The organism is Tepiditoga spiralis (assembly GCF_014701195.1).
GTDB classification, from domain to species: domain Bacteria; phylum Thermotogota; class Thermotogae; order Petrotogales; family Petrotogaceae; genus Tepiditoga; species Tepiditoga spiralis.
The window spans coordinates 831,197-844,593 of sequence record NZ_AP018712.1 but is presented as its reverse complement, the minus strand read 5'-3'; the positions used below and the strand labels follow the sequence as shown (position 1 = coordinate 844,593).

The 13,397-nt window shown below is 27.2% G+C and carries 10 protein-coding genes; 3 read left to right on the top strand and 7 right to left on the bottom strand.

Features of this window, described 5'->3' with window-relative positions:
* Positions 1-8: 8 nt before the first annotated feature.
* The 6 genes from rfbF to IGS63_RS03835 form a co-directional block, all read right to left on the bottom strand.
* Positions 9-779, bottom strand: coding sequence for a glucose-1-phosphate cytidylyltransferase (rfbF, locus tag IGS63_RS03860; RefSeq protein WP_190615692.1), 771 nt, complete (start codon positions 777-779; stop codon positions 9-11).
* Complete coding sequence (locus IGS63_RS03855; protein WP_198423080.1) at positions 776-3,394, bottom strand: glycosyltransferase; 2,619 nt, start codon at positions 3,392-3,394, stop codon at positions 776-778. Before IGS63_RS03855 ends, rfbF begins: the two co-directional genes overlap by 4 nt.
* 89 nt (positions 3,395-3,483) lie before the next feature.
* Positions 3,484-4,671: a threonine synthase gene (thrC, locus tag IGS63_RS03850; protein WP_190615690.1), complete on the bottom strand. Its 1,188-nt coding sequence runs from the start codon at positions 4,669-4,671 to the stop codon at positions 3,484-3,486.
* On the bottom strand, positions 4,668-6,962 hold the full coding sequence (locus IGS63_RS03845; RefSeq protein WP_190615689.1) for a xanthine dehydrogenase family protein molybdopterin-binding subunit: 2,295 nt from the start codon (positions 6,960-6,962) through the stop codon (positions 4,668-4,670). Before IGS63_RS03845 ends, thrC begins: the two co-directional genes overlap by 4 nt.
* On the bottom strand, positions 6,959-7,414 hold the full coding sequence (locus IGS63_RS03840; RefSeq protein WP_190615688.1) for a (2Fe-2S)-binding protein: 456 nt from the start codon (positions 7,412-7,414) through the stop codon (positions 6,959-6,961). The genes IGS63_RS03845 and IGS63_RS03840 overlap by 4 nt, the downstream gene beginning before the upstream one ends.
* Positions 7,411-8,193, bottom strand: coding sequence for an FAD binding domain-containing protein (locus tag IGS63_RS03835; RefSeq protein ID WP_190615687.1), 783 nt, complete (start codon positions 8,191-8,193; stop codon positions 7,411-7,413). Before IGS63_RS03835 ends, IGS63_RS03840 begins: the two co-directional genes overlap by 4 nt.
* A gap of 200 nt (positions 8,194-8,393) precedes the next feature.
* Between IGS63_RS03835 and IGS63_RS03830 the strand changes: the two genes are divergently transcribed.
* Positions 8,394-9,962 (top strand): bifunctional aspartate carbamoyltransferase catalytic subunit/aspartate carbamoyltransferase regulatory subunit, encoded by a 1,569-nt coding sequence (locus tag IGS63_RS03830; protein ID WP_190615686.1) that lies wholly within the window; start codon positions 8,394-8,396, stop codon positions 9,960-9,962.
* Between the two features lie 35 nt (positions 9,963-9,997).
* On the opposite strand, the gene IGS63_RS03825 is transcribed toward IGS63_RS03830, so the two are convergent.
* The gene (locus IGS63_RS03825) at positions 9,998-10,927 is read right to left on the bottom strand and encodes an Rpn family recombination-promoting nuclease/putative transposase (RefSeq protein WP_190615685.1); all 930 of its coding nucleotides are present in this window, start codon (positions 10,925-10,927) and stop codon (positions 9,998-10,000) included.
* A gap of 133 nt (positions 10,928-11,060) precedes the next feature.
* On the opposite strand from IGS63_RS03825, the gene IGS63_RS03820 reads away from it, so the two are divergent.
* Both IGS63_RS03820 and IGS63_RS03815 read left to right on the top strand, forming a co-directional pair.
* Positions 11,061-12,212, top strand: a complete 1,152-nt coding sequence (locus IGS63_RS03820) for an HpcH/HpaI aldolase/citrate lyase family protein (protein WP_190615684.1) — start codon at positions 11,061-11,063, stop codon at positions 12,210-12,212.
* Positions 12,172-13,392, top strand: coding sequence for a phosphoribosyltransferase family protein (locus IGS63_RS03815; RefSeq protein WP_190615683.1), 1,221 nt, complete (start codon positions 12,172-12,174; stop codon positions 13,390-13,392). The genes IGS63_RS03820 and IGS63_RS03815 overlap by 41 nt, the downstream gene beginning before the upstream one ends.
* The last annotated feature ends 5 nt before the right edge of the window (positions 13,393-13,397 follow it).

Sequence of the window (13,397 nt, the reverse complement as noted above, 5' to 3'; positions counted from 1 at the left end):
TAGCCTCCTTACCATATTTTCCATGGAGCTTTTTTTAAATTCCATAAATTTTCCAGTTCATGTTTATCTCTTAATGTATCCATTGGTTTCCAGAAACCATTATGTTGATAAGCCTTTAGATTCTTTTCTCTGGCTAATTTTTCGAGAGGACCATTTTCCCATGCAGTATGTTTATCGTCTATATAATCAATAACTTCTGGTTCAAGAACAAAAAAGCCCGCATTTATCTTTGATTTATCACTTTTGGGTTTTTCTATAAATGAATTTACTACATTATTATTATCTATATCTAAAACACCAAATCTACCTATAGGTTGAGTAACTGTTATTGTAGCTAATCTTCCGTGGCTGCGATGAAATTCTACCAGTTTTTTAATATTTACATCACCAACTCCATCACCATATGTAAGCATGAATGTTTCATTGCCAATATATTTTTTTACTTTTTTAATTCTTCCTCCTGTCATTGTATTAAGTCCTGTGTCTACAAGTGTAACCTTCCAATTTTCAGTATAGGAATTATGTATTTCTATATTTCCAGAAGAAAGATCAATGGTCATGTCACTCATATGTTTATGATAGTTTATAAAATATTCTTTAATTATGTAACCTTTGTAACCAAGACAGATTATAAAATCATTATACCCATAATAAGAATAAATTTTCATAATATGCCATAATATAGGTTTTCTTCCAATTTGAATCATTGGTTTTGGAATTCTTGTGGTTTCTTCTTCCAAACGAGTACCATAACCTCCTGCAAGAATAACTACTTTCATAGCAATTCTCCTTTCAATAAATTTGATTTTTTTAATATATTTTTAAATACCTGTTTTTCATCATAAAAATCGAGATCTTTTATTGTATTTTTTCTTACATCTTTACTAACATTTCTAAGATATCTTTTTGGATTTTCTTTATCAAGTATATTCTTAATAATGTCAAAATATGTATTATACTTATAAAAGTCAAAAGTGGGGTCTTTCAATTTGAAATCTTTTCCTAATATTCCCCTAGGATTTACATATCCTGTATAACCATTTATAAAATTAAACCATAAAGTTGTATCTGCGTGTATTGTTGGAATTCCAAGATATGATGTTTCAATTGCAGAAACTCCTGTATTAATAGCTAAATCATGAATAGAAACAAATCTAAAATCAATTTTTTCCATGGGTATTATTTTTATGAATTTCTCTACTCTATGAAATTTTATTATTTCTCTCATAATATTACTAAACCCACCTTTTCCAACAATATTTACATAAAATTCATATCCGTTATTTATTAATTTAGCCATATCTTCTACAGCATTTAAAAGAAATGATTTTGTATAAACAAGTCTTGGGTAGGTTATAATTCTAATTTTATCGTCAAAATTGTTATTCAAAGAAATATTTTTTAATTTGTTAATACTAAAATAAGGAACACCAACATAATGATAATGACTATCAGGTTTATAATTTTTTATTCCCAATTTTAATTCTAAATATTCTTTTGTTAAAGCATCAATAAATAAAATGTTATTAGTATTTTCTTTATAAAATTTAATATTTTTATTAGGATTACCAATAAAGAAATTTACTATTGTTGTTAAATAATGCTTTATATTTAAATTTAATTTATTCTTTGTTTTTTCAAGCCATAAACTTGTTGTTACAGGATGTCCTATTACGAGTTCAGGTGGGAATATATTTTTAATGTTTTTTAATTCTTTTTCAAAATCCATAATTTTTTCAATGTCTTCTGGATATTCCGAAAGAGGTGTATTTATAATTAATATTTCTCCTTTAAAATTTATATCTTTCATAATATCAAGTGATTTTTTTGAATAATTATTTGAGATAAGTATAATTTTATATCCATATTTCTTTGCTTCTCTCGAAAATGAAGCAATAACTCTTTCTCCACCACCATATTGAAATTTTTCAAATTCATTCATGACATACCATATATATTTTTTTTCTGAAGAATTTGAAAAAGTAAATCTCAATATTTTTTTTTCTTCAAAAGTATAAGTATCTTTTTTTATATCTTTTTCTAATTTTTCAAATGTTTTTTCTATTTGAGATATTTGTTTTTCAAAAGTATAATTATCTTCTATAAATTTTCTATATTGTTCGGAGTTATAATCAGCATTTAAAATTAAATTTAAAAATCCATCAATATCATTGAAAATATTTTCTTCTGGCCATATTTTTCTGCTTTCTTTCCATGCGTGTATAATGGGTTTTAAGCCAATAGCCATTGCTTCACCGACGGTAGAATGAAAAGATTCTTCTATAGAAGTAGATAAAATAAAATCCATATTTTTTAACCATTCTCCAAGATCTTCAATACGAGGAACAAAAGTAATATGTTTTTCTAAACTCATTTCCTTTATCATTGTTTCAATAGCCATTTTATATCGTAAATCTTGAAAATTACCCCGTACATATAGTTTATAACTGTCATCTTTTTTTATTAATTCTTTAAATGCCATTAATAATATTTCAAAACCCTTTCTATAATTAATATTTCCTATTATAACAAGATTTTTTCCTGGTGTTTTTTTGGGGAAATAAGGAAATTTATTTAAATCTATACCGTTTCTTAATATACTAATCTTTTTAGGATTAATAATATTTCCAAATCTTTTAAAAAACAAATCTTTTTTATGCTCTGCAACAAAAAACACATGATCAATAACATCCCATTTAATCTGTTTTGGGATATCAGTGAATACTTCATAACCATGTATTCTACAAATAACTTTTTTATCTTTTAAATCAACATTATTAGTTACAAAATTTGCAACTTCATTTCCCCATTCTAGCCATATAATATCAGATCGTTTTATTTCCTTTTTAATCTCTTCTGGATTATTACTAATTATTAAATTTACATTGTATTCATACGCCATTTCTCGGGCTATTGGTTTTACGAATGTTTCTAAACCTGGTGAACAAAAAAAAGATACTTTTATATTTTTTTTAATTTTTTTTCTTTGTTCTAATAATTTTTTTGCCATTTCATTTTTTTTATTTAATTCATATGCTTTATTATAAAATTTTATTGCAGATGTTTTTGATCTGTTTTTAAATTCAATATCTCCTAAAATATCATATATGGACCAATCTTTTTCTTTTATTCTCATTAAATATTTCCATGCTTCTAATTCTTTTTCTAATGAAATTAATACGTGTGAATAATTATATAATAAATCTGGATTTATTGGATCTATTTTTAATCCTTTTTCAAATTCTTCTTTTGATTTTTCAAATTCATTTAGATAAAAATAAATTAAACCTTTCAAATTATATTTTTCCCATTTATTATTGTTTATTTTTTCTATTTCTAATAAAGCATTATTATATTTTTTGTTTTCTATTAATTTAATAATATCATAGAACAAAAAAATCAACTCCTTAATTTTTTTCTTAATAAATATATAACTTTTATTTATATTATAACATATAAAAATATAAAACATCTTTCGATGTTTTATATTTTTATATCTTCTTTATGTTTATAAACCTTCAAATCAACAAAAGAGTCAACTGCTTTTATATCTTTTAAACCATTTCCAGTAACTACAATACAAACGCTACCATTAAAGAATTTATTTTTATTCAATTTTTTAAATCCAGCATAAGGCACTGCGCCTGCTGGTTCTGAAAAGATACCTGTTTTTACAGCAAGTTCACCAATTGCTTCTATTATTTCACTATCACTAACAGAAATAAATGTTCCCTTTGATTTTTTTACATATTTACAAGCTTTTATGACGTCTCTTGGTTTACCAACAGATATACTATCTGCAATTGTTTTTGCTTCTAAATCATGTGGTTTAAATGGTTCTCCATCTTCAAATGCTTTTTTTATTGATGCAGCATTTTCTGCTTGAACTCCTATTATTTTAGGGATTTTATTTGTTATTCCAGTCATATAAAAATCATAAAAACCTTTATAAAGAGAGCTTATTACTGTTCCATCACCAACACTCACCATAATATATTCAGGAACAATGAAATCGTTTTGAACTATTATTTCCAATGCTCCAGTTTTTTTCCCTTCGAGTAAGTAAGGATTTATTGCTGAGTTTCTACAGTACCATCCTTTTTCATTGCCTATTTCAAGAGAAATATCAAAGGCTTTATCATAGCTTCCATCTATTGCAATAACATTTGCACCATATACAAAGAGTTGAGATATTTTTGCTATTGGTGCCGATGCTGGTAAAAATATATGTGTTTTTAATTTTGTTGGTGCAGAAATGCCTGCAAGAGAGCTTGCAGCATTCCCAGTTGAAGCGCAGTAAATAGTATCATAATTTTTTTCAATTGCTTTTGTTACAGCAATTGCTGATGCTCTATCTTTATATGATCCCGTTGGATTTGAACCATCGTATTTTATTAATAAGTCAACTCCATCAAAGTTTTTAAACTTGTATAAAGGTGTTCCACCAACGTATAAATGAGTTTTATAACTATTTTTTTCAATTGGTAGTATCTTTTCAAACTGCCAAAGTGGTGCATTTTTTTCAAAATCAGACTTTTTGATGTTTATAGAATCATAGTCATAAATAACTTCAAGCGTTCCAAGTCTATTTCCACATTTTGGACACGTGTATTCAACTTCATCTTTTTCAAATGTTTGTCCACAACTGATACACTTTAGTTTATACTTCATTTTTTCATCTCCATAGCTTTAAAGACTTTTTCAGGAGTTATTGGTAAGCTTCTTATTCTTACACCAGTTGCATTAAAGATTGCATTTGCTATTGCTGCTGGAGGTGTATCTATTCCTATTTCTCCAACAGATTTAGCACCATATGGTCCACTTGGTTCATAGCTTTCTGCAAATTCAACAGTTAATTTTTTTACATCGCGTCTATCTGGTATTCTGTAAGTCATTAAGGTATTATTTCTCATTTTTCCATTTGAAAAGTTTATATCTTCATACAATGTCATACCTATTCCTTGTACTAGTGCACCTTCAACTTGAACTTTTGCAAGATTTGGATTTATTGGAGTTCCACAGTCTACAACAGAAACAAAATTTATTACTTCAACCTTTCCAGTTTCAGTGTCGAGTTCTATTTCTACAAAACTTGCCATGTAAGGTGGTGGTGATTTTTTTCCAACATAAGATCCATCAGCAACTAATTGTTTTTGATTCATTGAATAGTATAGTAGTTCTGATAGTTGTTTTAAGGATATTTTATTTTTATTGTCATCTCTTATTATTTCTTCACCATTAAAATGAACTTTATCTGTTCCTAAGTTTTTAGAGCCTTCTTCAAGAATCATTTTTTTCATATTTTCTGCTGCAATTCTAACTGAATTTCCAGATACATAAGTTGTACTCGAGGCGTAAGCTCCTGTATCAAAAGGAGTTAAGTCTGTATCAGATGAATAAGGTATTATTTTATCCGTTGAAACCCCAAGTGTTTCTGCTGCAATTTGTGATAGGATTGTATCGCTTCCGGTTCCAAGATCGGTAGCTCCAACCAATAAATTAAAGGAACCATCATCATTTAGCTTTAAAATTGCAGATCCCATATCTATATCGGCAATTCCAGAGCCTTGCATTGCTATTGCCATTCCAACACTTCTTATTTTGTTTCCATATGCTTTTTTAGGATACTTTTCATTCCATTTGATTAATTCCATTCCTCTTTTTACACAGTAATCTAACTTACAACTTTGTATATTCATTTCAACGCCTTCACGTCCTTCTCCCATTATTTTAAATATTGGAGAGGTTTCACCTTCTTTAATCATGTTTTTTGTTCTTATTTCAACTGGTGATATTTTTAGTTTTTCTGCAAGTTCATCTATTACTGATTCAAGTGCAAAGTTTCCTTGTATTGCACCATAACCTCTGTAAGCTCCTGCTGGAGTTAAGTTTGTATAAACAACATCTCCACCAAATCTCACGGCATTTACTTTATTGTATAGAGGTAATGTTTTTGATCCTGCAACCATAAAGACTGTCAAGGCATGTTCGCCATATGCTCCAGTATTTGATAAAACATCAACATCAATAGCCTTTATGAGTCCATCTTTATCTGCACCGATTTTTATATTGAATTCCATTTCATGTCTTGAATAAGTAGCTTCAAATACTTCTTTTCTTGTATAGATAATTTTTGCAGGTTTTCCCGTTTTTAATGTAACCATTGCAACGTATGGCTCACCATGTATTGCTTGTTTTCCACCAAAACCTCCACCAATTCTTGGTTTTATTACTCTTATTTTGTTTATTGAAAGGTTTAAAACATTTGATAAGATTCTTCTTATATGAAATGGTACTTGTGTTGCAGTTATTACATTTAATCTTCCCATATAGTCTATAAAAGATGTTGCAACCATTGGTTCAAGCATTACGTGTGCTTGTGGTTGAGTGTAGTATTTGCTTTCTACAACTACATCACATTTTTTTAATTCTTCTTCAACATTGCCAACATTCATATTGTATGAAGCAGCAATATTTCTTTCGGGGTTAAATCCTATTTCAAACATTGAATGAGCTTCTTTCTCAAAGTGAATTATTTTTGAATCTTTTGCTTTTTTAAAATCAAGAACAGGTTCAAAGAGTTCATACTCTACCTTTATTTTTTTTAAAGCTTTTTCTGCAACTTCTTCATTTATTGCGGCAACTGCTGCAACTTCATCCCCAACGTATCTAACATATTCATCAAGAACAAATTTATCATAAGGAGATGGTTCTGGATATCCTTGCCCAGCTCTTGTAAATATTTTTTTAGGGAAGTCTTTGTGAGTCAAAATACATTCAACACCTTCTATTGAAAGTGCTTCATCAGTATTTATAGAAATAATTTTTGCAAAAGGATGAGGGCTTCTAAGTATTTTTACAATTAAAGCATCTTGTGGTGCAAGATCGTTAGTATAAGCAGGTTTTCCCATTAATAAACCTACACCATCAACTTTGGGTATGGATTTTTTTACTTCTTTCATTTCTCCACCTCCAAATACTTCATTATTCCTCTATGTTGTGCTTCGTATCCAGAACATCTACAAAGATTTCCTGCAAGATATTCTTTTACACTTTCTGAGTTTATTTCAAGATTTTCATTTTTTAATCCCATTATAGCCATCACAAGTCCAGGTCCACAAAAACCGCATTGATCTCCACCTTCAGCTGTTATGTATTCTGCAATTATTTTAGCTTCTTCACTAACGCCTTCTACGGTTGTAACTTCATGACCATTTGCTTTTATTGCCAGCAAAGAACAAGAGAGTATGGGTTTTCCATCAAGTAAAACGGTGCATACACCACATGTTCCAGTATCACAACCTTTTTTTACACTTTTATAGCCTTCGCGTCTTAAAAGATCTAAAAGAGATATTCCATAATTATCAATATTAAACGTTTTATTTAGGTTATTTATCTTTATATTTATTTTCATAAAATCACTTCCTTTAATCCTCTTTTTACAAGTACCTTACACATTTCTTTTCTATATTCTTTTGTTGCTCTTATGTCAGTATCAAAACTCAATTCATTTGCAACTATTTCACTACATTTTTCAATACTTTTTTCATTTATATTAGAAGAAATAAATTCCATACCATCAATTGCTAATTTTGCAATTCCAGGTCTTGCACCAACAGTTATTTTAAATCCTTTTTCAAATTTAGAAACAGCTACATTTAATATTCCAAAGTCGCTTTTAGAATTTCTTAATGTTTGATAAGAGGTTTTTAAAACATCTTTTTTTATTGATATTTTTTTTAATATATTTCTTTCTCTTTTTTGAGTTAAGAATGTGTCTAAATTTTCTTCTCTATCATAAAGATATACTTTTGTATTTAATGAAAGTAAGACAGTTATTAAATCAGAGAATCCATACTTTGGATATATACTTCCGCCAATAGTAACCATATTTCTAAGTTGAACTCCTCCAACATTTTTTAAAGCAGTTACTATGCTTTTAAAGTTTTCATTTATACATTTACTCATTTCAATCTTTCGAAACGAAGTATAACCTCCTATTTCTATATGGTTTTCTTCATTTTTTATAAAATCAAGCTCTGTATTTGATAAGTCTATTCCCATGTTTATTGTCCGGGGAGATAAACGTAAAAATACTCCACCTCCAATAAGTTCAGAATCCTTTCTCATCATATAAAGATCATGAGCTTCTTTTAATGTTTTTGGTACAACATACTCTTTAATATTTAACAAATCTGATCCCCCCCTCAAGGTTTGAGTTAATACAATAATAACACATTTTCACTTTAATTTAAAATTTTGATATTAAAAAGAAACAAATACTTTAACATAAAATATATGAAAAATTTATAATTACGTAATTTTAAAAAAGATTAAATAGTATATTATATACAAAGAATATTTTTAAAAGAATATTTTTAGGAGGTGTCTATATGAAAAATGATTTCTTGGGTAGATCGCTAGGAGTAATTAATGACTTTTCTGTTGAAGAACAGTTGTTTCTTTATCAGCAGACAAAGAGATTAAAAGAAAAGTGGAGAAACAAAGAAAGTCTCGATGAATTTAGAATTAAAAATAAAGATATTGGTATTTATATTGTTTTTATAGAATCGAGTACAAGAACTAAAGAGTCTTTCATTAATGCTGCAAGATTTCACAGAAACGCAAGAGTTTCTATTTTTGATTCTTCTCATTCTTCTTTCAATAAAAAAGAAAGTTACGCAGACACTTTTAACATGCTTACTGGTTACAGTGACTATTCTATCTTCGTTATTCGTTCAAAACTTGAAGGTACATGTAAATGGTTAGAACAATCCACTTCAGAATTTGCTTTAAGAAATGGTCTTGCTATTCCTTCTTTCATTAATGGTGGCGATGGTAAACACGAACACCCTACTCAAGAAATACTCGATGAATTTAGCTTTTTAGAACAAAAAAAATGGGATACTTCCCATATACACATAGCACTTGTTGGTGATTTGCTTCATGGTAGAACAGTACATTCAAAGGTTAATGGTTTAAAGATATTTAAAGAAGTTACTGTTGATTTAATAGCTCCTAATGAACTTCAAATGCCACATCATTACATTGAAAAAATGAAAATGAATGGATTTAATGTTAGAATTTTTTCTTCTATTGAAGAGTATTTAAAACAAAAAAATATAGCAGATACATGGTATTTTACTCGTCTTCAACTTGAAAGAATGGGAGAAGACATACTTGAAAAAGAACAATTCCTCAGAAAATCAGTTACTTTCCAAAAACAATTCCTTGATTTTTTACCTCAAAATGTTAAATTTTATCATCCTTTGCCAAGGCATAAACTTTATCCTACAATACCTACCTTTTTAGATAAATTGCCCTTAAACGGTTGGGAACAACAAGCAATAAATGGATATTGGACACGAACAACCTTGTTATCCATGATGGGTGGAGTATTAAAAACAGATTTTGATACATCAAAGAAAATACAAGAAAAGAAAGATACTTTTATAGAATCAGCTAAAGTACACAATAACTTTGTTCCAAATAAAAAGAGTGGCATAAAACCTGTTGATAATGGAACTGTTATAGATCATATAGCAAAAGGTAAGAGTAATGAAGAAATATATGAAACTATGGTAAAAATAAGAAAGGTTTTAAAAATATATGATTCAGATAGTGCAGATGGAATATTTGTATCTTCTGATAGAAAAAATAAAGGATATATAAGTTTGCCAAATAAATACTTGACAGAAAAAGAAATTAAAAAATTATCTGCAATTTCTCCAGAGGTAACTGTAAATATAATTAAAAATCAACACGTTGAAGAAAAATATAGAATTCATTTGCCACCAAAGGTTTATGGATTTAGCAAATTAAGATGTAAAAATGAAAATTGTATTTCTCATCCAAACAATGGAGAAGGAATTAAAGGTTCATTTATAAGAAATAAAAATGGAGAGTTAGTTTGTGAATACTGTGAAACACCACATACTTTTGAAGAAATATGGAATGTATAAAACAAACCAAGCTTTGCTTGGTTTGTTTTATGCTTTTATTTATCTAATTTCTTTATTTCTTCTATAGATAAATCAGTAAGTTCAGATATTAATTTTTTATCCAATCCTTTAGTTAACATTTTTTTTGCTGTTTCAATAGATTTTTGTTTTATCCCCTGTTCAATGCCTTGTTCAATGCCTTGTTCAATGCCTTGTTCGATCCCTTGTTCAATGCCTTGTTCGATCCCTTGTTCGATTCCCTTAGATAAACCTTTTTTAAAACCTTTATTTTCAGCTGTTTTTATTGCAGCTTCTTCATCACGAAGCCACTTTAATCTTGCTTCATAGCTTTCTCGTTCTTCATAATTTAATGACATTTCATCCAATAATTCTACAGCTTTTTTTATACTTTCTACTTCTTCTAATTCTTTTGGTAATTTATCTTTTTCATATATATCCGCTTTTTTTAGAAAGTTTACCCATCTATCTAACATGGTACTCATTTTTTCATCATACTTTTCTAGCTCAATAAAATGTATTTCTAAATGATCAATGAATTCTTTTTTGCTTTCCATATTTACTATTTTATATACATTATGGTAATTTTCTTCTTCTAAACATTTAAAGTTTAATATGTTTATACTAATAGTTTTTTTCAAATTATCATAGTTTATTCCTGCAAAAAGTTGTCCTGAATAGACTCTTGACCAGTAATACAGTGCTCTTTTATCATAATATTCTTGATCTATTATCTGCATTTCTACATTGTACCAATGTCCCTTTTGATCTACTGCTTTTATATCTAATATTGAAAGTTTATCATTTTTAAAGTTTTTTTCATTGTATGGATTTTTTATTTCTATGTCTTTTACTTTATCTTCTTCTGATACTATTGAATTTATTAAATCTATTAATAATTGTTTATTTGATTCAGTTCCAAATAACTTTTTGAATGCAAAATCTACTCTTGGGTTTATTCTACACATCTTTATTCACCTCCAATTTTTTTCTATATTGAAATTATAGCATATTAATTATAAAAATCTTTTTTTGTGAATTTTAAGATATAAATGCTATAATTTATATTATCAATAAATTTTAATTTTAAAGAGGTGTGTTTTGAAACATTTTTCGCATTTAACTAATAAAGAGTTGGAAAAAATTTTTTATATAAAACCAAAAGAAATTAATAAGTTTTCAAAAAAAGAAATGCTTGAAAGAGCATTGGGGGCTACACTTTATATTCCTGGTAATAAGAAAAGTATAGCTAATATAATTATGGAAAATAAAATTCCAGGTTTATCTTCAATTGTTTTGTGCCTTGAAGATGCTGTTGGTGAAAATGAAGTAAAGAGTGCAGAAAAAAATTTAATAAAAAATTTAAAAGAATTATCAAATGTAAAAAACGTACCTTTGATGTTTATTAGAGTTAGAAATCCAAAACATTTTCAAGAGTTTGTAGATGAATACTATAATTATTTAGATAATATTATAGGTTTTGTTTTTCCAAAGTTTGATACAACAAACGCAATAGAGTACTTTGAAGTATTAAAAAAGTTGAATGTTAAAAATAACAATAATTTTTATGGAATGCCTATTTTAGAAACAAATAGGGTTTTAAATAAAAGGTTTAGATACAATGAATTTGATGAGCTTTTAAAAATTTTTAAGTCATATAAAGAATACTTATTGAATATAAGAGTTGGAACTACTGACTTAAGTGGACTGTATAGTTTACGAAGAAATCAATACACGACAGTTTATGATATCTCTTTGTTAAGAGATTTTTTTGGGGATGTTATAAATTATTTTAAGGCAGAAAATTTTATAATTTCTGGTGGTGTTTGGGAATACTTTGAAAAGTGTAAAACAAATAGAATTTTAAAACCAGAGTTGAGAGAAAGTCCTTTTATAGAACATTATGGAAGTAAAGGAAAAAGAATTAGAAAAAATATATTGAATGATTATAATGATATTTTAATAAAAGAAGTACTGTTGGATAAAGAAAATGGATTTTTAGGTAAAACAGTTATTTATCCAACTCATGTAATAATTGTTAATTCTATGATGCCTGTAATGTATGAAGAATACATTGATGCACTTGAAATATTAAAAAATGATGGAGAAGGTGTTTTAAAGAGTAACTTTAACAATAAAATGAATGAAATAAAGCCTCATTTTAAATGGGCAGAAGAAATAGTAAAAAAATCAGAGATATATGGGGTGTTTAATGAAGATGAAAACTTCACAAGCTTATTACAAGATAAATGATAATTTAAAAGTAAAGGTAATGGTAAGAGAAAATCCGTTTCAGTTGAATATTAATGATTTATTTGAAATGGCTGCAAGAATAAACAAAAAGAGAGCTTTTTTATTTGTCAGTAAGGTATTAGGAAAACATATACCAGTGTCTCCACAAAAGTCTATACAGTATGGTAAACTTTTGGGTGAGTTGTACTATAAAAATGTATACCCATATTTATCAAAAAAAGAAAAAATATTTCTTCCAAAACATAATATATTTATTGGATTTGCAGAAACTGCAACGGCACTTGGACATTCCGCTTTTAGCATTTTTGAAAATTGTAGTTATATTCATACAACGCGTGAAATAAATTTAAATAAAGAAAAAATATTTGATTTTCAAGAAGAACATTCACATGCAACGAATCATTTTTTATATTCAAATGAAAAACATTTTTTTGATAATGAATATGCAATTGTTTTTATAGATGATGAAATAACAACTGGAAAAACAATTCTTAATTTTATTAAAGAAATAAATAAAAAGTATTCTAGAAAAGAGTATCATGTTTTAACAATATTAGATTGGAGAAATGATGAAAATATAAAAAAATATGAAGAATTTGAAGAAAAATTTAATATAAAAATAAATGTACATTCACTTATAAAGGGAAGCATTGAAGTATTTGGGAAATTTGATGATACTTATACAGAAAAAAGAATAAAAAAAGAGATTAAAGATGTTGAAGTTAATTTTTATGAACTTGATGAAAAGATAGATCATTTAACTGGAAAGTTTGGAACAAATTCTATATTACAAAAAGAATTAGACGATTTAGTTTTAAGAGTAGCAAAGAAAATTGATGATACTTCAAAAAGAAAGTTGGTATTGGGAACCGGTGAATTTATGTATATTCCAATGAAAGTAGCTTGTAATCTTTCTGGAAATGTGAAGTATCATTCAACAACAAGAAGTCCAATAATTCCAATGAATAAAAAAGAGTATGCCATAAAAAATAAATTTTATTTAAAAAATATATATGATGAAAGTATTGATGAATATATCTATAATATTTTAGAAAATGAGTATGATAGTCTTTATATAATGTATGAAAAAAAGGGAAATAATAAACTTTTAAATGAAACAATAAATGAATTAAAAACAACAGGAATAAAAAAAATAAACGTGTGTTTTTTTGAGAGGTGATATAA

What these genes read in the sequence shown, in the direction of transcription:
- rfbF (WP_190615692.1), bottom strand. Translation starts at nt 779, where the DNA reads ATGAAAGTAGTTATTCTTGCAGGAGGTTATGGTACTCGTTTGGAAGAA.
- thrC (WP_190615690.1), bottom strand. Translation starts at nt 4,671, where the DNA reads ATGAAGTATAAACTAAAGTGTATCAGTTGTGGACAAACATTTGAAAAA.
- IGS63_RS03845 (WP_190615689.1), bottom strand. Translation starts at nt 6,962, where the DNA reads ATGAAAGAAGTAAAAAAATCCATACCCAAAGTTGATGGTGTAGGTTTA.
- IGS63_RS03840 (WP_190615688.1), bottom strand. Translation starts at nt 7,414, where the DNA reads ATGAAAATAAATATAAAGATAAATAACCTAAATAAAACGTTTAATATT.
- IGS63_RS03830 (WP_190615686.1), top strand. Translation starts at nt 8,394, where the DNA reads ATGAAAAATGATTTCTTGGGTAGATCGCTAGGAGTAATTAATGACTTT.
- IGS63_RS03825 (WP_190615685.1), bottom strand. Translation starts at nt 10,927, where the DNA reads ATGTGTAGAATAAACCCAAGAGTAGATTTTGCATTCAAAAAGTTATTT.
- IGS63_RS03815 (WP_190615683.1), top strand. Translation starts at nt 12,172, where the DNA reads ATGAAGATGAAAACTTCACAAGCTTATTACAAGATAAATGATAATTTA.